The 23,722-nt window shown below is 67.8% G+C and carries 22 protein-coding genes; 13 read left to right on the top strand and 9 right to left on the bottom strand.

What is annotated here, in order from left to right; translation table 11 throughout:
• Positions 1–222 precede the first annotated feature (222 nt).
• From HAV22_RS08105 to HAV22_RS08090, 4 genes are read left to right on the top strand one after another with little or no spacing between them, the layout of a single operon-like run.
• Complete coding sequence (locus HAV22_RS08105) at positions 223–1,422, top strand: aminotransferase class I/II-fold pyridoxal phosphate-dependent enzyme (RefSeq protein ID WP_166858341.1); 1,200 nt, start codon at positions 223–225, stop codon at positions 1,420–1,422.
• Between the two features lie 18 nt (positions 1,423–1,440).
• Positions 1,441–2,145, top strand: coding sequence for a response regulator transcription factor (locus HAV22_RS08100; protein WP_166858339.1), 705 nt, complete (start codon positions 1,441–1,443; stop codon positions 2,143–2,145).
• Positions 2,126–3,514, top strand: a complete 1,389-nt coding sequence (locus HAV22_RS08095; protein ID WP_166858337.1) for a sensor histidine kinase — start codon at positions 2,126–2,128, stop codon at positions 3,512–3,514. Before HAV22_RS08100 ends, HAV22_RS08095 begins: the two co-directional genes overlap by 20 nt.
• A gap of 14 nt (positions 3,515–3,528) precedes the next feature.
• Positions 3,529–4,713, top strand: a complete 1,185-nt coding sequence (locus tag HAV22_RS08090) for an MFS transporter (RefSeq protein WP_166858335.1) — start codon at positions 3,529–3,531, stop codon at positions 4,711–4,713.
• Here HAV22_RS08090 and HAV22_RS08085 read toward each other — a convergent pair.
• The gene (locus tag HAV22_RS08085) at positions 4,710–5,366 is read right to left on the bottom strand and encodes a CPBP family intramembrane glutamic endopeptidase (RefSeq protein ID WP_166858333.1); all 657 of its coding nucleotides are present in this window, start codon (positions 5,364–5,366) and stop codon (positions 4,710–4,712) included. The two genes, HAV22_RS08090 and HAV22_RS08085, sit on opposite strands and share 4 nt — an antisense overlap.
• Before the next feature lie 135 nt (positions 5,367–5,501).
• Between HAV22_RS08085 and rdgB the strand changes: the two genes are divergently transcribed.
• The 5 genes from rdgB to udk all read left to right on the top strand — a co-directional run bounded on the left by rdgB (position 5,502) and on the right by udk (position 8,924).
• Positions 5,502–6,095, top strand: a complete 594-nt coding sequence (gene rdgB, locus HAV22_RS08080; RefSeq protein ID WP_166858331.1) for an RdgB/HAM1 family non-canonical purine NTP pyrophosphatase — start codon at positions 5,502–5,504, stop codon at positions 6,093–6,095.
• Positions 6,092–7,327: a radical SAM family heme chaperone HemW gene (gene hemW / locus HAV22_RS08075; RefSeq protein WP_166858329.1), complete on the top strand. Its 1,236-nt coding sequence runs from the start codon at positions 6,092–6,094 to the stop codon at positions 7,325–7,327. The genes rdgB and hemW overlap by 4 nt, the downstream gene beginning before the upstream one ends.
• A gap of 9 nt (positions 7,328–7,336) precedes the next feature.
• Positions 7,337–7,915, top strand: a complete 579-nt coding sequence (locus HAV22_RS08070) for a transglutaminase-like domain-containing protein (protein WP_166858327.1) — start codon at positions 7,337–7,339, stop codon at positions 7,913–7,915.
• A gap of 24 nt (positions 7,916–7,939) precedes the next feature.
• Entirely contained in the window at positions 7,940–8,221 is a 282-nt protein-coding gene (locus tag HAV22_RS08065; protein WP_166858325.1) for a hypothetical protein, read from the top strand.
• Positions 8,222–8,282: 61 nt separating this feature from the next.
• Complete coding sequence (gene udk, locus HAV22_RS08060; protein ID WP_166858323.1) at positions 8,283–8,924, top strand: uridine kinase; 642 nt, start codon at positions 8,283–8,285, stop codon at positions 8,922–8,924.
• 19 nt (positions 8,925–8,943) lie between these two features.
• Here the strand turns inward: udk and HAV22_RS08055 are convergent, their stop codons facing one another.
• On the bottom strand, positions 8,944–9,579 hold the full coding sequence (locus HAV22_RS08055; protein ID WP_166858322.1) for an SEN1982 family lipoprotein: 636 nt from the start codon (positions 9,577–9,579) through the stop codon (positions 8,944–8,946).
• A 110-nt stretch (positions 9,580–9,689) separates the two neighbouring features.
• Between HAV22_RS08055 and HAV22_RS08050 the strand changes: the two genes are divergently transcribed.
• Positions 9,690–10,082, top strand: coding sequence for a VOC family protein (locus HAV22_RS08050; protein WP_166858320.1), 393 nt, complete (start codon positions 9,690–9,692; stop codon positions 10,080–10,082).
• Positions 10,083–10,090: 8 nt separating this feature from the next.
• Here HAV22_RS08050 and HAV22_RS31635 read toward each other — a convergent pair whose 3' ends face one another.
• Positions 10,091–11,716, bottom strand: coding sequence for a methyl-accepting chemotaxis protein (locus HAV22_RS31635; protein WP_371869576.1), 1,626 nt, complete (start codon positions 11,714–11,716; stop codon positions 10,091–10,093).
• 291 nt (positions 11,717–12,007) lie between these two features.
• Between HAV22_RS31635 and HAV22_RS08040 the strand changes: the two genes are divergently transcribed.
• Positions 12,008–12,376 (top strand): response regulator, encoded by a 369-nt coding sequence (locus HAV22_RS08040; protein ID WP_166858318.1) that lies wholly within the window; start codon positions 12,008–12,010, stop codon positions 12,374–12,376.
• A 94-nt stretch (positions 12,377–12,470) separates the two neighbouring features.
• Positions 12,471–13,241: an aquaporin gene (locus HAV22_RS08035; RefSeq protein ID WP_208296112.1), complete on the top strand. Its 771-nt coding sequence runs from the start codon at positions 12,471–12,473 to the stop codon at positions 13,239–13,241.
• On the opposite strand, the gene HAV22_RS08030 is transcribed toward HAV22_RS08035, so the two are convergent.
• The 4 genes from HAV22_RS08030 to HAV22_RS08015 all read right to left on the bottom strand — a co-directional run bounded on the left by HAV22_RS08030 (position 13,238) and on the right by HAV22_RS08015 (position 20,268).
• On the bottom strand, positions 13,238–14,116 hold the full coding sequence (locus HAV22_RS08030; protein ID WP_166858316.1) for a zinc-binding metallopeptidase family protein: 879 nt from the start codon (positions 14,114–14,116) through the stop codon (positions 13,238–13,240). The two genes, HAV22_RS08035 and HAV22_RS08030, sit on opposite strands and share 4 nt — an antisense overlap.
• Positions 14,117–14,332: 216 nt before the next feature.
• The gene (locus tag HAV22_RS08025; protein WP_166858314.1) at positions 14,333–15,748 is read right to left on the bottom strand and encodes an efflux transporter outer membrane subunit; all 1,416 of its coding nucleotides are present in this window, start codon (positions 15,746–15,748) and stop codon (positions 14,333–14,335) included.
• An 8-nt stretch (positions 15,749–15,756) separates the two neighbouring features.
• Positions 15,757–18,912: an efflux RND transporter permease subunit gene (locus HAV22_RS08020; RefSeq protein ID WP_166858312.1), complete on the bottom strand. Its 3,156-nt coding sequence runs from the start codon at positions 18,910–18,912 to the stop codon at positions 15,757–15,759.
• A gap of 30 nt (positions 18,913–18,942) precedes the next feature.
• Entirely contained in the window at positions 18,943–20,268 is a 1,326-nt protein-coding gene (locus HAV22_RS08015; RefSeq protein ID WP_166858310.1) for an efflux RND transporter periplasmic adaptor subunit, read from the bottom strand.
• 220 nt (positions 20,269–20,488) lie between these two features.
• On the opposite strand from HAV22_RS08015, the gene HAV22_RS08010 reads away from it, so the two are divergent.
• The gene (locus HAV22_RS08010; protein ID WP_166858308.1) at positions 20,489–21,112 is read left to right on the top strand and encodes a TetR family transcriptional regulator; all 624 of its coding nucleotides are present in this window, start codon (positions 20,489–20,491) and stop codon (positions 21,110–21,112) included.
• Between the two features lie 49 nt (positions 21,113–21,161).
• Here the strand turns inward: HAV22_RS08010 and HAV22_RS08005 are convergent, their stop codons facing one another.
• Positions 21,162–22,577 (bottom strand): MFS transporter, encoded by a 1,416-nt coding sequence (locus tag HAV22_RS08005; protein ID WP_166858306.1) that lies wholly within the window; start codon positions 22,575–22,577, stop codon positions 21,162–21,164.
• 1 nt (position 22,578) lies between these two features.
• Positions 22,579–23,421 carry a TauD/TfdA family dioxygenase gene (locus tag HAV22_RS08000; RefSeq protein ID WP_166858304.1) on the bottom strand — a complete coding sequence of 281 codons (843 nt, stop codon included), beginning with the start codon at positions 23,419–23,421 and terminating at the stop codon, positions 22,579–22,581.
• Between the last annotated feature and the right edge of the window lie 301 nt (positions 23,422–23,722).

Below are 23,722 nucleotides of genomic sequence, written 5' to 3'. Positions count from 1 at the left end.
GCGGGACGGTCGGAGACCGCGGTGGATGATAGCGGTCGTCACCTTCTTGCATAATTACAGTTTTGTAATGTGGGGTCGTTACGCGACAGTCGTGCTTAACGGTAGTGACATTACCTGATTGTAATTTTTACGTGCTTGCCTGTCGCCTATACTGCACCGCAGCGCCATGTTCATGCCGACCCGGCGCCCCCACCCTCAAGCACGCAAAGCCGCTCCCGAACCATGCACGACCTCGCCGATATTGCAGACTGGCTGCAAACCCATGCCATTCACCACGAGACTCCGGTCCACGACACGCTGCCGGACCCTGTCTTCCGCGTGAACGGCGAAGCGGCCGTGTCGTTCAGCACGAATAACTACCTGGCGCTGGCGAACCATCCGCGCCTCGTGAGCGCGGCGAAGGAGGGCCTCGAGCGCTATGGCGTCGGCAATTGCGAATCGCGCCTGCTGGGCGGCGACCTGCCCGTGTACCGCGAGCTGGAGCGCCGCCTGGGTGAACTCAAGCACAAGACGGACGCCGTGCTGTTCGTCACCGGCTACATGACGAACATCGGCGTGCTGTCCACGCTCGTCAAGGTCGGCGTGCTGGCACGCATCCACGGCTATCGCCCGAAGAAGCGCCGCAAGTACGCGTACTTCACGGACGAGTACAACCACATCAGCATCCGCGAAGGCATCCTGATGTCGGGCGCGGACAAGCACACGTATCGCCACGCCGACATGGACCACCTGGAGTCGCTGCTCAAAGCGGCCGACGGCGTCAGCCCGATCATCGTCAGCGATGGCGTGTTCAGCATGGAAGGCACGATCGCGCCGCTGCCCGAACTGACGGCGCTGGCCGAGAAATACGGCGCCATCCTGTACGTCGACGACGCCCACGCCACCGGCATCCTGGGCGCGAACGGCGGCGGCACGTCGGAGCACTACGGCTGCTACAGCCCCACCATCATGCAGATGGGGACATTGTCGAAGGCGCTGGGCGCCATCGGCGGCTTCGTGGCGCTGGAGCGCGAGATGGCCGACGTGCTGCGCCTGACGAGTTCCGCGTACGGCTTCACCTGCCCGCCGCCGCCGGACCAGGCCAATGCGCTGCTGGCCGCGCTCGACCTGCTGCAGGAAGAGCCGCAGCGCCGCGCGCGCCTGTGGGACAACCAGCGCTACTTCGTCGAGCGCATGCGCCCGCTGGGCTACACGCTGACGTCGACCGAGACGCCGATCGTGCCCGTGCTGATCGGCGACGCCGAGCGTTGCCAGCGCTTCCAGCGCGCCCTGCGCGCGGAGGGCATCCACGTCGATTCGATCCAGTTCCCGGCCGTGCCCGTGGGCCAGGCGCGCCTGCGCTTCATGCTCAACGCGGCGCACACGCGCGAGCAGATCGACCACGTCGTGGCCGTGATGGCGCACCTGTCTTCCATGCTATAGTCCACCCGGAGCCGAACCATGCCGAACTGCCTCGTGATCGAAGACGATACCGAAACCCGCGACTACCTGTGCAGCGGGTTGCGCGCGGCCGGCTACGCGGTGCAGACGGAAGCGAACGGCGAAGCCGGCAACCGCCGCCTGCAGGAGACGCGCTGGGACGTCGTCGTGCTCGACCGCATGCTGCCCGGCCAGGTCGACGGCCTCGGCATCCTCGAGCAGATGCGCGCCCGCGGCGACGGCACGCCCGTGCTGATCCTGTCCGCACTGAACAGCGTCGACGAGCGCGTGCGCGGCCTGCGCGCCGGCAGCGACGACTACCTCACCAAGCCGTTCGTCATGTCCGAATTGCTGGCGCGCGTGGAAAACCTCAGCCGGCGCAACGCGTGGTCGCGCGACGTCACGGTGCTGCAGGTGGCCGACCTGCAGCTCGACGTGCGCACGATGCGCGTGACGCGCCAGGGCACTACCATTGCCTTGCAGCCGCGCGAATTCCGGCTGCTCGAATACCTCATGCGCCACGAAGGCCAGATCGTCACCCGCACGATGCTGCTGGAAGGCGTGTGGGAATACCACTTCGATCCGCAGACCAACGTCATCGACGTCCAGATCAGCCGCCTGCGCAGCAAGATCGACAAGGACTTCAGCCCCGCGCTGATCCACACGGTGCGCGGTGCCGGCTACGTGCTGAGCGCCGCCCCGACGTATGGACCGTCCGCGCGCTGAGCCGCTCGGGGGCGCGAGCCCGGGCCTGCGCGGCTCGATCGCGTTCCGTCTCGCGGTCGGCTACGGCGTGCTGCTCGCCGCGTCGATGGCCGCGCTGTCCGCCATCGTCTACTTCGGCACCGTCGGCGTGTTCGAGCGCTCGATCGACAACAAGATCAAGAGCGTGGAGAGCCGCTTGGCCGATGCCTGGGAACGCGAAGGCCGTCCCGGCCTCGTGCGCGAGATCGACGCCCAGTTGCACGACCTGATCGACACCGACACGGAAGTGCTGGGCCTCGTCGACGCCAAGCGCCGCGTCCTGGCGGGCAATGTGGGGCGCTGGAACGGCGACCTCCCGTCGTCCGGCGAGCTGGCGTTCGGCCAGATGCAGCGCAACGGCGCACAAGTGTCGGTGCGCCTGATCGCGACGCAGCTGGACGACGGCACCCGGCTCATCGTCGGGCGCGACCTGATCGAACTCGATGCGATCCGCAGCGTCGTCGAGCGCGCGCTGCTGCTCAGTGGCGCCGTGTCGATCCTGCTCGCGTTCTTCGGTGCGCAGATCTTCCGCTCGCGCCTGGAAGCGCGCATTGGCCGCATCCGCCGCACGACGGCGCGCATCGCGGCGGGCGAGCTGTCCAGCCGCATCGTCGTGATGGGCAACGACGAATTCGCGCGCCTCGGCGACGACATCAACCGCATGCTCGACCGCATCGAAGCCCTGATGGAAGGCGTGCGCCACGTGTCGAACTCGATCGCGCACGACCTGCGCACGCCCCTGTCGCGCGTGCGCTCGCGCCTGGACCGCGCGCTACAGGCGTCGACCGACCCGCACGCGCTCGTGGCGGACGCGCGCCTCGCCATCGAGGACATCGACAGCGTCATCTCGCTGTTCGACAAGCTGCTGCAGATCGCCGCGCTGGAATCGGGCGTGCGCGCGGGCACGTTCGAAAAGCTCGACCTGGCCGCCATCGCGCACGACATGACGGAACTCTACGAGGCGGCCGCCGACGAGCAGGGCGTCGCGCTGCGCTTCGCGGGCCGGCCGACGACGATCCGCGGCGACCGCGACCTGCTGGCCAGCGCCCTCGCGAGCCTGATCGACAACGCCATCAAGTACGGCCGCAGCGGCGGCAAGGTCGACGTCGCGGTGGACATGATCGATGGCGCACCGGTGCTGACGGTGCGCGACTATGGCCCCGGCGTGTCGGCGCCGGAGATGGAGAAGATCACGCGGCGCTTCTACCGCGTCGACCAGAGCCGCCACCTGCCGGGCAATGGCCTGGGCCTGTCGATCGTCACCGCCATCACGCAGCTGCACGAAGGCACGCTCGCGCTGCGCGCCGCGGAGCCGGGGTTCGAGGCGCGCATGGTGTTTCCGCAGGCCTAGCGCGGGGCGGCCGAATGACGGACCGGCGATTCTCCACGCTGCGCCGCATCCCGGGCCCGATCTGGATCCTCGGCTTCGTCAGCATGCTGATGGATATCTCGTCCGAAATCGTCCACAGCCTGCTGCCGATGTTTCTCGTCGCGGGCCTGGGCGCCAGCATGACGGCGGTCGGCCTGATCGAAGGCATTGCCGAAGCGACGGCGCTCATCGTCAGGATCTTCTCCGGCAGCCTCAGTGACTACCTCGGCAACCGCAAATGGCTTGCCGTCGCCGGCTATGCGCTCGGCGCCGCCAGCAAGCCGTTCTTCGCCATCGCCGCGTCGGCGGAGGTCGTGCTCGCGGCCCGCTTCGCCGACCGCATCGGCAAGGGCCTGCGCGGCGCGCCCAGGGACGCGCTCGTGGCGGACATCACGCCGCCACAGTACCGCGGCGCCGCGTTCGGCCTGCGCCAGGCCCTGGACACGGTGGGCGCCTTCACCGGACCGCTGCTCGCCGCGGGCCTGATGCTGCTGTGGGCGAACGATTACCGGCGTATCTTCTGGATCGCGCTCGTGCCGGGTGTGCTGGCCGTCCTGCTGCTGGCGCTGGGCGTGCGCGAGCCGGCGAAGACGGCGCAATCGAAAGGCGTCAACCCGCTCAGCCGCGCGAGCCTGCGCCGGCTGTCGGGCGCGTACTGGTGGGTCGTCGCAACGGGCGCCGTGTTCATGCTGGCGCGCTTCAGCGAAGCGTTCCTCGTGCTGCGCGCCATGCAGGGCGGCATGCGGCCGGCCCTCGTGCCGCTCGTGATGGTCGCCATGAACGCCGTCTACATGCTGTCCGCCTACCCGTTCGGCAAGCTGGCCGACAGGGTGAGCCACGCGCGGTTGCTCGTCGCGGGGCTCGTCTTCCTCGTGCTGGCCGACCTCGTGCTCGCCCACAGCGGCCGGTGGCCCGCCGTCCTGCTCGGCGTGGGCCTGTGGGGCCTGCACATGGGGATGACGCAAGGCTTGCTGGCCGTGATGGTGGCGCAGGCCGCGCCACCCGACCTGAAGGGGACGGCGTTCGGCATGTTCAACCTCGTCGCCGGCATCGCGATGCTGGCGGCGAGCGTCGTCGCCGGCGTGCTGTGGGAGCGCGTGGGCGCCGCCGCGACCTTTTACGCAGGCGCGGCGTTCAGCGTGCTCGCCGCCGTCCTGGTCATGGTCCGCAGCCGCGATTAGCCGGCGGCGCCGAGCGCCACCGGACGCCGCGCGGCGCCCACCATCACCCAGGCCGCCAGCGCCAGCTCGACGACTTTCGTGGCCCGCTGCACCAGCAGGTTGACCTCCGGCCCCGCGACGAACGCCACGTTCGAGAAGATGCTGGCGAGGTTCAGCGCCATGTGCAGCAGCACCAGCAACCACAGACTGCCCGTGCGGTAGCGCGCGGCCGTGAACATCGTGCCGGCGCAGGCACTCATCAAGGCCCACACGACGGCACGCGGCCAGTCGCCGTCCACCGAGCCGTGGATCAGGTGCATCGATCCGAACAGCAGCCCGTTGACGACGATGGCCTGCCACACGGGAAGGCGCAGCAGCAGGGCGACGATCACGCCCCGGAACAGCAGTTCCTCGCCGAACGCGTTCACGAACTGCATCAGCACTTCGCCGGCGACGTCGGGCCGCGCGTCAAGGCGCACGCCCAGCGCGGCGAACATCAGCACGGGGACGAAGCAGGCGTAGAAGAACGGCGTTGGGCGCAGCCGGTCCAGGCCGAGGCCGACGGCGCGCCACAGTCCCAGCGCCCGCGTCAGCAGCAGCGGCAGGACGACGGTCGACGCGCACGCGGCCAGTTTCACCTTGCCCACGCGTCCGGCGGCTTGGCGAAATGGCATGATGGCCTCCCGTTGTAGTTGTAATGGCGCGATGATAGAAAGGCACGGGGCGCCGTGCGACCGCCGCGTGACCGGCTGCGCTTATGGCGGGATGAGCGGTAAAATACGCAGTTCTTCGTCCAGACCGAGACCGCAATGACCCAACGCCTCATCCTTGCTTCCAACAACGCGGGCAAGCTCAAGGAATTCGCAGAATTACTCGGCCCGATCGGCTTCGAACTCCATCCGCAGGGCGAATTCAACGTCCCCGAGGCGGAAGAACCGTTCGGCACCTTCGTCGAGAACGCGCTGCAGAAGGCCCGCCACGCCGCGCGCCTCACGGGCCTGCCGGCCCTCGCCGACGATTCCGGCGTGTGCGTGAACGCCCTGGGCGGCGCGCCCGGCGTGTATTCGGCGCGCTTTGCCGGCGAACCGAAGTCGGATGCGCGCAACAACGCCAAGCTCGTCGCCGACTTAGCAAGCCACGCCGACAAATCCGCGTATTACTACTGCGTGCTCGTGTACGTGCGCCATGCCGACGACCCGCAGCCCGTGATCGCGGACGGCATGTGGCGCGGCCGGATCATCGATACGCCGCGCGGTGCCAACGGCTTCGGCTACGATCCGTACTTCCTCGTGCCCGATTTCGACCGCACGGCCGCCGAACTGGCGCCGGAAGAAAAGAACGCCGTGTCGCACCGCGGCCAGGCGCTGCGCGCGCTCGTCGACAAGCTCGGGAAGCTCGCATGATTCCGATCAAGCCCGTCGGTCCGGACGCCACGCCGCGCAACGCCGCGAGCGCGGCCCTCCAATACCTGCAGCCGGGCGCGCTGAACCTGGCGGCGCTGCCGCCGCTGTCGCTGTACATCCACTGGCCGTGGTGCGTGCGCAAATGCCCGTATTGTGACTTCAACTCGCACGAGTCGAATGGGCCGATCCCGGAACAGGCTTACCTGGACGCGCTGCGCGCCGACCTCGAACAGTCGCTGCCGCTGATCTGGGGCCGCAAGATCCACACCGTGTTCATCGGCGGCGGCACGCCGAGCCTGATGTCGGCGGCGGGTCTCGACCGCCTGATGTCGGACCTGCGCACCTTGCTGCCGCTCGACCTCGATGCCGAGATCACGATGGAAGCGAACCCCGGCACGTTCGAGGCCGACAAGTTCAAGGCGTTCCGCGCCAGCGGCATCAACCGCCTGTCGATCGGCATCCAGAGCTTCAACGGCGCGCACCTGAAGGCGCTGGGCCGCATCCACGACGCGGACGAGGCGATCAAGGCCGTCGAGATCGCGCATGCCAACTTCGACAACTTCAACCTCGACCTGATGTATGCGCTGCCGGGACAAACGCTGGCCGAGGCGCAGGCCGACATCGACACCGCGTTGCGCTTCGCGCCGCCGCATCTGTCGCTGTACCACCTGACGATGGAACCGAACACGGTGTTCGCGAAGTACCCGCCCGTGCTGCCGAGCGACGACGAGAGCGCCGACATCCAGGACATGATCGCCGAACGCACGGCGGCCGCCCGCTATGGCCACTACGAGGTCTCGGCCTATGCGAAGCCGGGCCACCGCGCCCGCCACAACCTGAATTACTGGCTGTTCGGCGACTATCTCGGCATCGGCGCGGGCGCGCATTCGAAGCTGTCGTTCCCGCACCGCGTGCTGCGCCAGGCGCGCTACAAGCAGCCGGCGTCGTTCATGGAGGCGGCGTCGAAGGGCAATGCCGTGGCCGAGGAACGCGAGATCGGGCGCGCCGAGCTGGGCTTCGAATTCATGCTCAACACGCTGCGCCTGACGGAAGGATTCGACCCGAACCTGTTCGGCGAACGCACGGGCATGCCGATCAACGCCATCGAGAAGCCGCTCAACGAGGCCGAGGCGAAAGGCCTGATCTACCGCGACTTCCGCATCATCCGGCCGACGGAACTGGGCCAGCGCTTCCTCAACGATTTACAGGAAATCTTCCTGACCGAAGACTGAAGGAGAACCATGCAACGCTATCTGTCCGCCAGCACGTACATCGACTTCGACACGCAAGACGTCCGCGCCGCCGCGCGCCGGCTGGCCGAGGGCAGGGCGTCCGAGGAGGAGGTCGTGCGCGCATGCTTCGAATTCGTGCGCGACGAGATCCGCCACAGCGTCGATTTCAAGCTGAACCCCGTGACGTGCAAGGCGTCCGACGCGCTGCGCCACGGGACGGGCTATTGCTATGCGAAGAGCCACCTGCTCGCCGCGCTGCTGAGGGCGAACGGCATCCCGGCGGGGCTGTGCTACCAGCGCCTGTCCGTCGGCACGGAAGGCGCGCCGTACTGCCTGCACGGCCTGAACGCCGTGTACCTGAAGGACTCCGGCTGGTACCGCATCGATGCCCGCGGCAACAAGCCCGGCATCGACGCGCGCTTCGATCCGCCACTGGAGCGGCTGGCGTTCCCTGTCCGCGAGCGGCAGGAGCGCATGCTGCCCGAGATCTGGGCCGAGCCGCTGCCCGTCGTCGTCGAGACGCTGGCGCGGTACGACACGTGGGATCAGGTGCTGGCCAATTTGCCGGATGTCGAACTGCTGGATTAGGGTGATGGGAATCCGGGAGGCAGCATGGAGAGTCGTTCGTACGCGATCGTCGAGGTCTTCGACATCACCCATCGGGGTACGGTCGTCGTCATCGATGACGTGATTGGCTTGAGCGGTGGAAAGCCAGTTCGCGTACGCATCACGGGACCGGATGGCGCCGCGTTCGATGCTGTCGCGTTCGTTGAACGGTTGCTTAGGAGAGTTCCCACAGTCATCGAGAAAACAGCGCTGTTACTGCAAAACGTTCCGATAGATGATGTTTCCGCCGGGGCAACGATGACCTTGCTCGACTGGCACGATCGGTGAACACACCACATTGCATGATCCGTCCCTGTCAGTCCGCCCGCCGCTCCGGTATCATGACGGGATGAATGAGATTTCCTTCGTTCCGTTCGTGATCGGCGTCGCCGGCGGAAGCGGCAGTGGCAAGTCGACCGTGTCGCAACAGGTGCTGGCGTCGTTCGGCGCCGACGTGGTGTCGGTCGTGATGCAGGACGACTACTACTGCGACCAGTCCCACCTCACTCCGGACGTCCGCCGCAAGCAGAACTACGACCATCCGCAGGCCTTCGACTGGCCGCTGCTGGTGCAGCACGTCCGCGCCTTGCGCAACGGCCAGGCGATCGAGATGCCGGAATACGACTTCACGATCGACAACCGCTCCGAGAAGACCATCTCCGTCAAACCTGCTCCCGTCATCGTGATCGAAGGGCTGTTCGCCTTGTATGACGCCGATCTGCGCGACATGATGTCGCTGAAGATCTTCGTCGACACCGCCCCGGACGTGCGCTTCATTCGCCGCATGCAGCGGGATATCGCCGAGCGCGGGCGCACGCTGGAGAGCATCGTCAATCAGTATCTGGACACGGTGCGCCCCATGCACAAGCAATTCATCGAGCCCACGAAGCGCCACGCCGACGTCATCCTGCCGCACGGCGCCAACGACCCGGCCGTCGACGTCATCACGACGAAGGTCGCGAGCGTCATCGGCCAGCTGACGCGGCCCTGACGCGAGCGCGTCCCGCGCGTCAGTCGTTCAGGCCGAGCGCTTCCCAGCCCTGCGGCGTGAGCTTGACGTACAGCTTTTCCTTCTGCGTGTGCTCGCCGTCGACGTTGCGGCCGAGCTCCGGGAAGGCTTCCTTGACCTGCGGCTTCCTGGCCCACGGCGCCACGTTCGACAGCTTGAACGTGTAGAGGACGCTGGACTCCTGATGGTCGCCCACCTTGGCCGGATCGGCCCAGCGCACGACCTTGTCCAGCGATTTGCGGCCCCAGCAGATACGCGGCTGCCGCCCGGGTTTCGCATGCAGGAACGGTTGCGCGGCGTCGGTCATGGTGTAGCGCTTGACCTTCACGCCGGTCGCCTTGCCGTCGACGACCGTGCCCGGCAGTTCGACGTCCTCGCTCCTGGCCAGCCCGGCCGCTTCCAGCGCCGCCATCTGGCCGGCGGTGCCGTCCGGATACAGCTTCTGCTGGCGCAGGTCGATCTCGTACACGTCGACGGGCAATTTGATGGGATCAAGACACAGGTCGCCCTTCTTGTCGAAGTACTGGGTGACCGTGACGGCGAAATTCTTTTCGTTGGCGGCAGTCTTGCCGCCGCAGGCGGACAGCGCGGCGGACAGGGTCGCGCCGGCGACGAGGAAGAGGGCGGTCTTGTTCATGGTGATGTCATTGTACCAAGGGAATCGTTGCAGAGTGACCCCTGCTTGTGCCAGACTGCGATCCGCTGTAACGACCATCCACCTGCCCGCGAGGGCGCGAAAGGAGACACATGTTCAGTCACATCATGATCGGGTCGAACGACCTCGAACGTTCCCGGCGGTTCTACGACGCCGTGCTGGGCGTCCTCGGGGCCGGCGAGGCCTTCCCCAACGAGGCGCCCACCGGCCACAAGCGCCTGTTCTACCGGCATAACGGCAGCGCGTTCTGCGTCACGCAACCCATCGACGGGGCGGAGGCGACGTGCGCGAACGGCGCCACGATCGGCTTCAAATGCGATTCCCCCGACCAGGTCCACGCATTCCACGACACGGCCGTGGCGCATGGCGGCAAGTCGATCGAAGCGCCGCCGGGCCTGCGCGAGAGCAGCCTCGGACAGCTGTACCTGGCCTACGTGCGCGATCCGGACGGCCACAAGCTCTGCGCCCTGTACCGTCCTAAATAAACGTCGCGTCAGGCGGCGCGCAGCGCCGGCCGGGCCGGCTGGTGCGCCGCGTGCCGCTGCGGCGCGCGCGTGTCCGGCTTGCCCGTGCGGAAGCGCGCAATCATGGCGGCCAGGTGTGCCGCCTGTTCCTGCAGGGCCACGGCGGTTGCCGCCGCCTCCTCGACGAGCGTGGCATTCTGCTGCGTCGCCTGGTCCATCTGCGTGACGCTCTGGCCGACCTGGGCGATGCCGTCCGACTGCTCGCGGCTCGACGCCACGATCTCCGACATGATGCCGGCCACGCGCTCGATGCCGCCGACGATGCCGCCCATCGTCGCACCCGTCTTCTGCGCCAGCGCCGCGCCCTGTTCCACCCGCTCCGTCGAGTCGTCGATCAGGCCCTTGATTTCCTTGGCAGCCGTCGCCGAGCGCTGCGCCAGCGCCCGCACTTCGCTTGCCACGACGGCGAAGCCGCGGCCTTGTTCGCCGGCGCGCGCCGCTTCCACGGCCGCATTGAGGGCGAGGATATTCGTCTGGAAGGCGATGCCGTCGATGACCCCGATGATGTCGACGATGCGCTTGGACGACGCGTCGATCGAGCCCATCGTCACGACCAGTTCCTCGACGATGGTGCCGCCCTGGCGCGCCACGGAGGCTGCCTGCGCGGCGAGGGCGCTGGCCTCGTGCGCGTGGTCGGCGTTCAGGCCCACGGTCTGCGTCAGCTGTTCCATGGACGACGCCGTCTCTTCCAGCGCGGCGGCCTGCCGCTCCGTGCGGCCCGACAAGTCGTGCGCTTCCGCCGCGATGACGTCGGCCGAACCGCCGATCGCCGCGGTGCTCGCACGCACCTGGCCGACGATGCCGCCGAGGCTGTCGCGCATGCGGCGCATGGCGGCCATCAGGCTGTCCTCGTCGCCCGGCGCCACGGCGATCGGCACGTCCAGGTTACCCTCGGCAATCGCTGCCGCGACCGCAGCCGCCAGTGCCGGCTCGCCGCCCAGGCGGCGGAACAGGGCGCGCACGAACAGGACGCCGGCCGCGGCGCTGGCCAGCAAGGTCGCCACGCACAGGCCCAGCAGCACGGTCTGGCTGCGGTGTGCCGTCTCAAGCACGGCCTGCGCCCGGCCGTCGATGGCGCGGCGCTGCAGGCTGAGCAAGTCCTGCACTTTCGCCACGTACTGGGCCGTATGCGGCGCGAAGCTGCCGTCGTACACCGCCAGCGCGTCGGCGCCATGGTCGTCCTTCTTGAGCTGCATGATGCGGTCGCGGTCGGTCGTGTAGCGCTTGCGCAGCACGCCGATCTCGTCGAACAGCGCCTGTTCGTCCGCGCCGGCGACGAGCTCGCCCACCTGTTTCTGCAGCGCGGACGAGCGGGCCGCCGACTCCCCGGCGTCGGCCGCGAAGTACGCGGCGAGTTCCGGATCCGCCGACCGGGCCACGGCCGCCGTGCGCTTGGCGGCGACCGAGATGTTCAGCAGCCAGTTCGAAATCAGCCTTTCCTTGACGAGCGGCGTCGACGTCAGCGCCTGCGTCTCCGCCGCGAGCGCGTTCAGCCGCCAGATGGCGAGGCCGCTCGACAGGAAGGAAAGGGCAATCACGAGGGTGAACGCGAGGCGCAACTGGTTGCGCACGCTGGAATTCTTGACACTAAACACGGCCGCTCCTGACATTTCGGTGAAGTGACAATGTTTATTGCCACTTGGAAATACGAGCAGCATAACAGCGAACGATCCTTGTCAAAATTAATTTCGACAATTTTCAGGCCAAATGTGCGGTAATTACAACGTAAACATGTGGTTCTGAACGGAAATATCGACATATTTGATGACGCCGCCTCGGCGGTATGCCAACCTTGATTGTAGGCAAGGTGAAACGTGTCGGATATCCACGTAACCATGTGTTAAAGTAGTTTCTTGCATGAGTTTCAATGAAAGGCAAGCAGGCCGATGCCTCTTTCCGCAACGCCACGCATCCTCGTCGTCGACGACGAAGAAGCGATTCTTTACGTGTTCGAGCGCTACCTCAGTGTCGCCGGCTATGACGTGGCCGTCGCCAACAATGGGTTCGATGCGGTCCGCGCCGGCGAGGCGGGGCCGTTCGACCTCCTCATCACCGACTTCCGCATGCCCGGCATGAACGGCATCGAGGTGATCCACGCGCTGCGCCGCCTGAAGCCCGGCCTGCCGGCCCTCGTCATCTCGGGCAATCCCATCGAGGCGGGCAAGATGCCCGACGGCGTGCGGTTCCTGTCGAAGCCCGTGTCGATGGCCGGCCTCCTCGGCATCATTCCATCCCTCATCGGCCACGGCGCGTGACCCGCAAGCCGCGCCGTATCGGCTGAACAAGTACCGGCTGACCATATCGCGGTGACGGTACCGGGACGCGGGGCCGGGCGCGCACAATGGCGGCATGACGCATCCCGCCCGCACCATCCTTATCCCCGACGACGCCAGCACCCCGGGCACCGTGACGCTCGCGCGCCGTCTCGTCGCGGAAGGGCTCGGCACCGCGCTGCTGCTGGCCGTCGTCGTCGGCTCCGCCATCATGGGCGACCGGCTGGCGGGCGGCAACGCGGCCATCGCGTTGCTCGTCAATTCGATCGCGTCCGGCTGCGGGCTCGTCGTGCTGATCCTGGCGTTCGGCGCCGTGTCGGGCGCGCACCTGAATCCCGTCGTCACCTTGTCCGAGGCATGGCAGCGCAACCTGCCGGCCGGGTTGGCGCTGCCGTATGCCGGCGCGCAGGTCGCCGGGGCGTTCGCGGGCGTGGCCGTCGCGCACCTGATGTTCGGCGAGCCCGTGTTCGCGGCCGCGGCGCAGGCGCGCACGGGGGCGGGGCTGTGGTGGAGCGAAGGCGTCGCCACGTTCGGCCTGATCGCCACCATCACCGGCTGCACGCGCACGCGGCCGGCCGCGACGCCGTACGCCGCTGCGCTGTTCATCGTCGCCGGATACTGGTTCACGGCGTCGTCGTCGTTCGCCAACCCGGCCCTCACGCTGGCGCGCGCGGCCACCGGCACTTGCGCCGGCATCCGTCTCGCCGACGTGCCGGGCTATGTGCTGGCCCAGCTGGCCGGCGCGGCGGCGGCCGGGTGCGTGTCGTCGTGGCTGTATCCGCGCGCGCCGCGCGCCGTCGTGGCCGAGCTCGCGGAACGGGCGCCGGCCGACCGCGTCGTCGCCTAGCCGCGCTGCCCGGCCGCCAGCGCCGTCAACGTACGCGCGAGACCGCTCACGACGCGCGCCATGCCGTCGAACACGGCCTGCGCAGCCTGCTCGGGCGGCTCGTCCGCAGCGGGCGCGCTGTCCTGCGCCTGGCGGAACGGGAAGCGGGTGAACGACGTATCGGTGAGGACGAGGGTAGGCAGGCCGGTGCCGAACAAGGTCACGCCCTGCAGATAGGCCGGCGTCGCGAGGCCGTGCGAGGGCAGGCCCGCGATGCTCTGGAAGGCCGACAGCGCATCCTGCACGTCGCGCGCCGAGGCGAGGCTGCCGACGTAGGCGATGAAGCTGTCCGGATGGTCGTCCGGCGCGTCCGCGAGGAGGCGCACGAGGTCGTCCAGGCTCGCCCCCGCAGGCGCGGCCGGCCGCGCCTGCGGGGCCAGGAAGAACACGAAGCGGATCTCGGTGCCGCGGCTGGGCTGCACGTCGGCCAGCAGGCGGGCCAGTTCCAGCACGGCGGCCACACTGCCCGCGGCGTCCGGATCGGCGCCGGCCGCACCGTCGAAGCGGGCGCCGGCGATGAACGTGCGCGCCGCCGTTGCGCCTGGCGCCACGTTGGCCCGCACGGCTTCGATGTCATGCCGCCGGCCCGGCGCGGCGCGGTCCTGCACGGCATAGCCGGCCGTGCGCAGCACCTTGTCGATGTAGGCGGCCGCATCCGCGCGGCGTGCGTCGGCTGCCGTGGTGCCGGCCGCGAGCGCCGTCACGTGCGCGCGCAGGCGCGCGGCCAGCGGCGGGGCCGGCATGGCGGCGCCGGGATTCACCGTGGCCATGGCCAGCAGCACGAGCAGGGCGATGGCGACGATGGATTTCCAATGTGCACGAAGAAAAGTTCGCATGGCATGGAGCGCGGCGCAAGAGGCGACCGCGGTCGACAGGCCGGGCTCGGCGCGCGTCGCGGTCCTGGCGGACGCCGTCCGGCGACGGCTGCCGGGGCCGCTCGTGCATGCAATGTAAAACCGGGGCCGGCCTGCGATTTCATGATACCGAAATCGCGGCCGGCCCCGGTCGGGATCGCCCTCAATGGTGCGCGGAAATGATTCCGCGCGGCAGAATCAGCGCGCTGCCGTCGCGGGCCCCGGCTCGCTCCACCCGCCGCCCAGCACGCGGTACAGCGTGACCTGGTTCTGCAGGCGCTGCAGATTGGCCTGGATGGCCTGCTGTTGCGCCGTGAACAGCGAGCGCTGCGCATCGAGCAGGTCGAGGTAGCTGGCCGTGCCGTTCCGGTAGCGCAGATCGGACAGGTTGAAGCGGTCCGTCTCGGCGGCAGCCACGGCCTGCTGGGCGCGCAGCTGCTCGCTGTACGTGGCCTGGCCGGCCAGCGCGTCGGCCACTTCGCGGAACGCCGTCTGGATCGATTTCTCGTACTGCGCGACGGCGATGTCGCGCTGGGCCCGCGCGCCTTCGACGCCGGCGCGGGTGCGGCCGAAGTCGAACAGCGGCAGGATCGCCTGCGGTGCGAACGTCCAGCCGAACGTGCCGCTCTTGAACAGGCCGGACAATTCCTTGCTGGCGCTGCCCGCCGTGCCCGTCAGCGTGATGCGCGGGAAGTAGTTCGCGCGCGCCGCGCCGATGTTGGCGTTCGCGGCGACCAGTTGCTGCTCGGCGGCGCGGATGTCCGGGCGCACCGCGAGCAGGTCGGACGGCAAGCCGGCCGGCAGGTCCGGCAGGTTCGTCGTCGCGAGCGTGGCGCCGGCGGGCAGGGCGTCCGGAATCGGCTGGCCGATCAGCAGCGTCAGGAAGTTCAGGTCCTGTGCGCGCTGGCGCTGGGCCTGGGCCAGCGTCGTGCGCGCCTGTTCGACGAGCGAGACGGCCTGCTGCTGGTCGAGCTTGGACGAGACGCCGTTCTCGAAGCGCAGATTGGTCAGGCGCAGCGATTCCTCGCGCGTCTTGAGGGTCTGCTGCACGAGGGCCAGCAATTCCTCGTCGGCGAGGTACGTCAGGTACGTGTTGGCGACCTGCGCGATCAGGCTGATCTGCGCCGTCTTGCGCGCTTCCTCGGTCGCGAGGAATTGTGCCAGCGCGGCGTCGGACAGGTTCTTCACGCGGCTGAAGAAGTCCAGCTCGAATGCGGAGACGGACAGGCCGGCCTGGTAGATGCTGCTGATCGGCTGGTCCTTGCCCGTCGTCTGGCGCTGGCCCGAAATGCCGGCATTAATGGCCGGGAACTGGTTCGAGTGCTGGATCTGGTACTGCGCGCGCGCCGCCTCGATGTTGAGGACGGCAACGCGCAGGTCGCGGTTGTTGGCGAGGGCCAGCGAGATCAGTTGCTGCAGGCGCGGATCGGTGAAGAAGTGCTGCCACGCGATGGCGGCGGGCGCTTCGCTCGCGACCGGATTGCCGCTGTTGACGGTGCCTGCCACGGTCGGGAAGGCGGCCGCCACCGGCGCGGCCGGGCGCTCGAATTTCGGCGCCAGGTTCACGCAGCCGGCCAGCACGAGCGCGAGGGCGAGGGGAGTGAGTCGTTTCATGGCGTTCATCAGATTTTCGAGTCGATGGCAGTGGTGTCTTCTTCGTGCGCGTACTTCTTGCGCTGGCGTTCGCTGCCCTTGAAGAACCCGCGGATGACGACGAAGAACACGGGCACGAAGAACACGCCCAGTGCCGTCGCCGTCAGCATGCCGCCCATCACGCCGGTACCGATCGCGCGCTGCGACGCGGCGCCGGCGCCGCTGGCGACCACCAGCGGCAGCACGCCGAGGATGAACGCGAGCGACGTCATGAGGATCGGACGGAAGCGCAGGTGCGCCGCCTGGAGCGCCGCGTCGAACGGCGACTTGCCTTGCGCCTGCAGGTCCTTCGCGAATTCCACGATCAGGATCGCGTTCTTCGCGGCCAAGCCGATGATGGTGATCAGGCCGACCTTGAAGTACACGTCGTTGGACAGCCCGCGCAGCGACGCCGCGAGCAGCGAACCGAGCACGCCCAGCGGCACGACGAGCAGCACGGCGACCGGGATCGACCAGCTCTCGTACAGCGCGGCGAGCGCGAGGAACACGGCCAGCAGCGCGAAGCCGATCAGCACGAACACGGTGGAACCGGCAAGGATCTCCTCGCGCGACTGGCCCGTCCATTCAAACGCGAAGCCCGGCGGCAGCTTGGCCGCCAGCGCCTGCATCTCGTCCAGCGCCTGGCCCGTCGAATAGCCTTGCGCGGCGTCGCCCGTGATGCTCATCGCGGAGTAGCCGTTGTAGCGCGTCGTCTGCATCGGACCCGTGATCCACTGCGTCGTCGCGAACGCGGACAGCGGCACCGGCTGGCCCTTCGTGTTCAGCGCGTTGATGCGCAGGAGGTCTTCCGGCTGCATGCGCTCCGGCGCGTCGGCCTGCACGATCACGCGCTGCAGACGGCCCGCGTTCGGGAAGTCGTTCACGTACGCGGAGCCCAGCGACGTCGACAGCGCCGTGTTGATGGCGCCGAACGTGACGCCCAGTGCCTGTGCCTTGTCGCGGTCGATGTTCAGCTTCAGCTGCGGCGCGTCTTCGAGGCCTTCCGGACGGATGCCCGTCAGCACCTTGCTCTGCATCGCCATGCCCAGCAGCTGGTTACGCGCCTGGAGCAGGGCGGCGTGACCGAGGCCGCCGCGGTCCTGCAGGCGGAACGAGAAGCCCGTGCCGCGGCCCAGTTCCGGGATCGGCGGCGGGCTCACGACGAAGATGAACGAGTCGCGCAGCGCCATCATGTGCCCCGTGATGCGGCCTGCGAGGCCTTGCGCGTCCTGGCCCTTGCCCTTGCGCTCGTCCCATGGTTTCAGCGGGATGAACGCGAGGCCCATGTTCTGGCCCTGGCCCGTGAACGAGAAGCCCGTCACGGCGACCATGTCGGCGACTTCCGGCTGCTTCAGCACATAGTCTTCCATCGCGTGCAGCACGACGTTCGTGCGCTCCGCGGTGGCGCCCGGCGGCAGCTGGATGTTGGCGATGATGTAGCCCTGGTCCTCGTTCGGCAGGAACGAATTCGGCAGGCGCGCGAACATCAGGCCCACGATGGCCACGAGCACCGCGAACACGACCAGCGCGCGGCCGGCCCGCTTGAGGATCTTGGCAACGAACCCTTCGTAGCGCTTGGCGCCCGTCGTGAACGTGCGGTTGAACCAGCCGAAGAAGCCTTTCTTCTCCATGTGGTGGCCCGCCTCGACGGGCTTCAACAGGTGCGCGCACAGCGCGGGCGTGAGCGACAGCGCCATGAACGCCGAGAAGCCGATCGACGACACCATCACGATCGAGAACTGGCGGTAGATGTTGCCGACGGCGCCCTGGAAGAATGCGAGCGGCACGAACACGGACATCAGCACGACGGTCACGCCGATGATGGCGCCCGAGATCTGGCCCATCGCCTTGCGCGTCGCCTGCAACGGCGGCAGGCCTTCCTCCGACATGATGCGCTCGACGTTCTCCACGACCACGATCGCATCGTCGACGACGATACCGATCACGAGCACCATGCCGAACATCGTCAGCACGTTGATCGAGAAGCCCATCGCCAGCAGCGTGGCGAAAGAGCCGAGCAGGGCGACCGGCACGACGATGGTCGGGATGATCGTGTAGCGGATGTTCTGCAGGAAGATGTACATCACGATGAACACGAGGATCACGGCCTCGATCAGCGTTTCCACCACCTGGCTGATCGAGATCTGGATGAACTTCGTGCTGTCGTAAGGGATCGAGTACTTCATCCCTTTCGGGAAGTAGCGCTGCAGCTGCTGCATGCGCTCCTTGATCAGCTTCGCCGTTTCCAGCGCGTTACCGGTCGGCGACAGCTGCACGCCGATACCGGTCGACGGCTTGCCGTTCAGGCGCGTCGACGTGACGTAGGCCTGGCCGCCGATCTCGATGCGGGCGACGTCCTTCAGGCGCACGGTGGAGCCGTCCGGATTCGCGCGCAGCACGATGTTGCCGAACTGCTCGACGGTGGACAGCTGGCCCGTGACGACGACGGTGGCCGTGATCTGCTGGCCCTTCGCAACCGGCAGGTCACCGATCGTGCCCGACGCCACCTGGGCGTTCTGCTGGGCGATCGCGGTGTTGACGTCGGCCGGCGACAGGTTGAAGCCGACCAGCTTGGCCGGATCGATCCAGATGCGCATCGCCTTCTCGGTGCCGAACAACTGGGCCTGGCCGACGCCCTTGATCCGCTGGATCTCGGGCAGCACGTTGCGCGACGCGTAGTCGCCCAGCGCGACGGTGTCCCAGTTCGGGTCGTCCGACGACAGGATCGTGAACAGCAGGAAGTTCGAGCGTGCCTTGTCGACGCGCACGCCCTGCTGCGTCACCGCGGCGGGCAGGCGTGGCGTGGCGCGCGCGAGGCGGTTCTGGACGTCGACCTGGGCCAGGTTCGGATTGGTGCCGGTCTCGAAGCTGATCGTGATGGAGCCGGTGCCGTTGGCCTGGCTGGTCGACTCCATGTAGATCATGCCCTCGGCACCGTTCATCTCGCGTTCGATGACGGAGATGACGGAATCTTCCAGCGTCTGCGCCGAAGCGCCGGGATACGCGACGCTGACGACGATCGACGGCGGCGCCACGGTCGGATACTGCGCGATCGGCAGCTGCTTGATGGCGACGCCGCCAAGCACCATGATGAACAGCGCGATCACCCAGGCGAAGATGGGGCGGTCAATAAAAAAACGTGCCATTGTGGTTCCTGTTTATCTAGCCTTGCCTTGTCACTGGCGGGTGTTGCCCGAACCGGCCGGCGATCCGGCGGCCGGCGCCCCGGCGGCGGGCGCGCTCGCGGCGGGCGCGGCTGCGGCGGTCTGGGCACCGGCCGCGCCAGGCTGGGCAGCGGGTGCGGCGGCCGGGGCTGCGGGTGCGCCGGCCGGCGTCCAGGCGACGGGCTGCACCGGCGTGCCCGGCGGCAGCATCTGCAGCTTCTGGAACCCGTCGACCATCACCTTCTCGCCTTCCTTGAGGCCGTCCGTGACGACCCAGTTGTCGCCGTTCTGGGAACCGATCTTGATGGTGCGCGGGGTTGGCTTGTTGTCCGGCCCGATCACGGTGACGGTATCGCCGTTCGGGCCGCCGCGGGTGACGGCCTGTTGCGGCACGAGGATGCCGGACGGCAGCTCGGCCTGCGCGAGGCGCACGCGCACGTACTGGCCCGGCAGCAGGGCGTTGCCCGGATTCGCGGCCTCGGCGCGCAGCGTGACCTGGCCGCTGGTCGGGTCGACGGAGATGTCGGAGAACAGCAGCTTGCCCTTCTGCGGCAGCACGGTGCCGTCGTCCATCACCACCGTCACGGGGACGCTCGAACCGATGCCCTTGCCGCCGGCATCCTTGCGCAGGCGCTGCAGTTCGGCGGCCGATTGCGTGATGTTCAGGTAGACGTCGTCCGTCTGCTGGATCAGCGCCATCTGTGTTGCCTCGGTGGCGGAGACGAGCGCGCCTTCAGTCACGAGCGCGCGGCCGATGCGGCCCGAGATCGGCGCGTAGACGTTCGCGTAGTCGTAATTGATCTTGGCGATGCGCACCTGGGCCTTGGCCGAATTGACGTCCGCCTCGGCCTGCTTCTGCGCGGCCACGGCGTTCGTGAATTCCTGCTTGCTGACGGCCTGCGCATCGACGAGCGGCTTATAGCGCTCGACCGTGGCCGACGTCGACGTCAGGTTGGCCTGTGCGCGGCCGAGCGTGGCCTGGGCCGCGTTCAACTGGGCCTGGTACGGCTCGGGATCGATCTGGAACAGCGACTGGCCCTGCTTGACGAGGCTGCCCTCGGTGAACAGGCGCTTCAGAACGACGCCGTTGACGCGCGCGCGCACCTGCGCGGTGCGGATCGCCTCGACGCGGGCCGGCAACTCGGTCTCGAGCGCGACCGGCTGGAATTTGGTGGTGATCACGCCGACTTGCGGCGGCGGCATCTTGGCGCCGGGGCCCGCCCCGGGGCCGGCCTGGGCATTATCCTTGGAACCGCAGGCCGACAGCAGGGCCATGGCGACCAGGGTGGACGCGGCGATCCTGGACAGAGTCAGAGAAGAGGAGTTGGCAGAGCGCATTCAGTGCTTCCTTCTTGTGGAAAAAAGGACAAACCGATCCGCGACGCTTTTCTCGGGTGCTCGAACGGGCCGCGGTGCAAAAAACGCAACACGCGGCAGGCAGTTCGACGCTTCCACCGGCACGGCTTCGGGCTTATCGCTGGCTTTTGGGAAAACCCCGAGATACTATCACGAGTGTATGTTTAATGTTTCCCACCTATAAAAAACGGAGAATAGACGGATGGCCCGCAGAACCAAAGAAGAGGCGGCCGCGACCCGTGACAGCATTCTGGATGCTGCGGAAAAATTGTTCGTAGAACAAGGTGTATCGCGCACGACGTTGCAGCATATCGCAACCGCCGCCGGTGTGACGCGCGGGGCAATTTATTGGCATTTCGACGACAAGGGCGCGCTGTTCAACGCGATGATGGAGCGCGCGACGTTGCCCCTGGAAGCGGAGATGCAGGTGCTGGACCAGGCGGAATCGGACGACCCGCTCGTCGACCTGCGCAACTACATGCTGGCCGTGTTGCGCCGGACGGTGGAGGACCCGGTCGCGCGCCGCGTGTTCGAGATCGCGACCTTGAAGGTGGAGTTCGTGGGCGAGATGGACGCCGTGCGCCAGCGCCGCCAGCAGAACATGGCCAACTGGATGAGCCGCGCGGAACGCCGCATCCGGCTGGCCGTGGACAAGGGCGTCATCGGCCGCGACGTCGCGCCCGACGGCGTGGCGCTGGCCTTATGGATCATCATCGATGGCCTGATCCACAGCTGGATGTTCGATCCGCAGCACTTCGATCTGATCGCGCTGGGGAAGTGCGTGATCGATCCGTATCTGGACGGGTTGCGGAGGGGACGTCGGTAAGAGAGTGGCCGGTCCGAGGGCTTGACGTTGGCCCCTCGTCCGGCCCGCGTCAGCCGCGCACGCGCCGGTGCAGGCGCGCGAAGCTGATGGCGGCGCCCAGCAGGGCGATGATCGCCGCCGCCGCGAGGGCGTACGTCGTGCCGTGGCGGTCCGACAGCACGAGGCATCCGGCCACCAGCGCGGCGCCGCCGGCCTGGCCCGTCAGGCGCGCCGTGGCGACGATGCCGCTCGCGCCGCCGGCCCGTTCGTTCGGCGCACTGCCCATGATCGCCTTCATGTTCGGCGCCTGGAACAGGCCGAAGCCGGCGCCGCACACGGCCATCCGCCACGCGATGGCGACGGCGCTCGGCGCGGCCGGCATCCACAGCAGCGCCAGCACGCCCGCGCACAGCACGAGAAGCCCGATCCCGGCCAGCAGGCCCGATTCGTAGCGGTCGGACAGGCGGCCCGAGACCGGTCCCATGATCGCGACAAGGACGGGCCAGGGCGTCAGCAGGAAGCCCGTCTCCACGGGCGAACGGCCGAGCACCTGCTCGAAGTGGAAGGGCAGCGCCACGAAGGCGAGACTTTGCACGGCGAACGTGCACACGGCCGTCAGTGCCGACAGTGCGAACAGCGGCCGCGCCAGCAGGTCGGTCGGCAGGATCGGCGCCGCCTGGCCGCGCTGGCGCCGCAGCAGCAGCGCGAAGCAGGCGAACGTGCCCACCGCCTCGACGGCGAGGCGCGCGGGCGCGGCGCCGTGGGCCGCGTCGCCCAGCAGCAGGATCAGCAGGCCGAACGCGCCCGCGTTGCACAGCGCGGCGCCCGCATCGAAGCCCTGCGCTGCGCGCGCGTTGTCGGGCAGGACGCGGCGCGCCAGCAGGAACGCGGCCGTGCCGATCGGGACGTTGATGGCGAACAGCCACGGCCACGACGCCAGCGCCAGGATCAGCGAGGCGAGCGTCGGCCCGACGGCGAACGCCACCGCGACAACGAGCGCGTTGAGGCCGAAACCCTGGCCTTGCAGGCGCGCCGGGTAGATGGCGCGCATCATCGCGGTGGTCACGCCCATCAGCGCGCTGGCACCGAGGCCCTGCAGAAGGCGCGCGCCCACGAGCAGCGGCAGGTTCCACGCCAGCGCGCACGCGAGCGAGGCCAGCGTGAACAGCGCCAGCCCGGCCGTCGCCACGCGCCGGTAGCCGACGCGCTCGCCCAGCGCCGCGAACGGCAGCAGGGTGGCGACCATCGCCAGCTGATAGATGTTGACGATCCAGACGGAGGCGGCGGCGCCCGCATGCAGCTGCCGGGCCAGTTCGGGCAGGGCCGTGTTGGCGATGGCCGTGTCGAGCGATGCCATCGACACGCCCGTCATCAGCGCGACCATCGCCCAGCGACGCTGCGCCGGCGGCAGGCCGTCGGCCGGGACGGTGGCGGGACGGGCTGCCGCGACGGATGCGGCGGCCCGGTCGAGAACGGTGTCGGTCATGTCAATCCCTGACGACGCCCGACGGGCCAATGCGCTCGGCGTTCGGCACGTCCGAAATGCGAATGCGGATCAGGTGGCGGCGCTCGTCCGTGTAGGTCGTGCGGCCATGCAGCATGTGGTGGTTGTCGGCCAACATCAGCGTGTCGGTCGGCAACTGGTCCTTGAAGCGCACGGCGCGGTTCTCGGCCACGTCGTTCATCAACTCCAGCGCGGCGCGCAGCTCGGGCGTTTCCAGGTCGGGCCGCGCGGCCAGGCCCTTCTTGATGGAGTCGTAGCGCCAACGCATCGTGAAACGCGTGCCGGGACGCTTGGCCGGGCCGAACACGAGCGCGACGTTGACTTCGACGTTGTCCTCTCCGGCCGCATAGATGGCGGGCACGCGGAACGGCACCGGCGTCGTGCTGAGCAGGTCGAACGCCTTGCGGCCTTCCTCGGTCTGCTGCAGCGCCTGGTAGATGTCCTCGCCGTCGACGAGCAGCGAGTGGCCGCCGTCGCAGCGGGCGGCGTTCACGACGTACAGGATGAACTGCTCTTCCGGCATCGGATAGAACGAGGAATCCGTGTGCATGTCGGCGCTGCCGATGCGTTCGGAGAACGTCGTGAAGCGGCCGTCGATTTCTTCGACGGGGCGGGCGCGGACGTCCCAGGCGACACGACCCGTGCGCTGGTCCGTCGACGTCGGGTAGCCGAGCATCAAGGTGATGGCGTACAGCGCGGCGTTGCGGCGGTCTTCCGGCAGGTGCGCGAGACCCAGGTCGTACAGCACGACGCCATGGGCCTGCAGGCCGCGTACGCCTTCCGCCAGATGGGCGAGCGTCGGCACCGTGCCCAATTCCTTGCGCAACTCGATTTCGTCCGGATGGGGGTAGAAGCCATTGTCATTAAAACTATCGAAGCGATTCGACAATATTTCGAAAATGGAATCGAGATCCGAGTTCCACGAGAAGGTGCATTTCGCGAATGCGACTTTGCCAAGATAAGAAATGGACGAAAGCATCAGGAGCTCCAAAAGTTGCCGTACGGAAAGTTTGGTATTCTAAAAGATATGTGGCGTTCGTATCGTTGTATTTCAGTGTTGAAATAAACTTATTTCAAACTTTTAATTCAAAAAATTTGACAGTTCTTGTGTGGCGAAAACTCGACAG

Origin of the sequence: Telluria antibiotica (genome assembly GCF_011682055.1) — a bacterium.
Classification (GTDB): domain Bacteria; phylum Pseudomonadota; class Gammaproteobacteria; order Burkholderiales; family Burkholderiaceae_D; genus Telluria; species Telluria antibiotica.
This window is presented reverse-complemented; position numbering and strand designations above follow the sequence as displayed.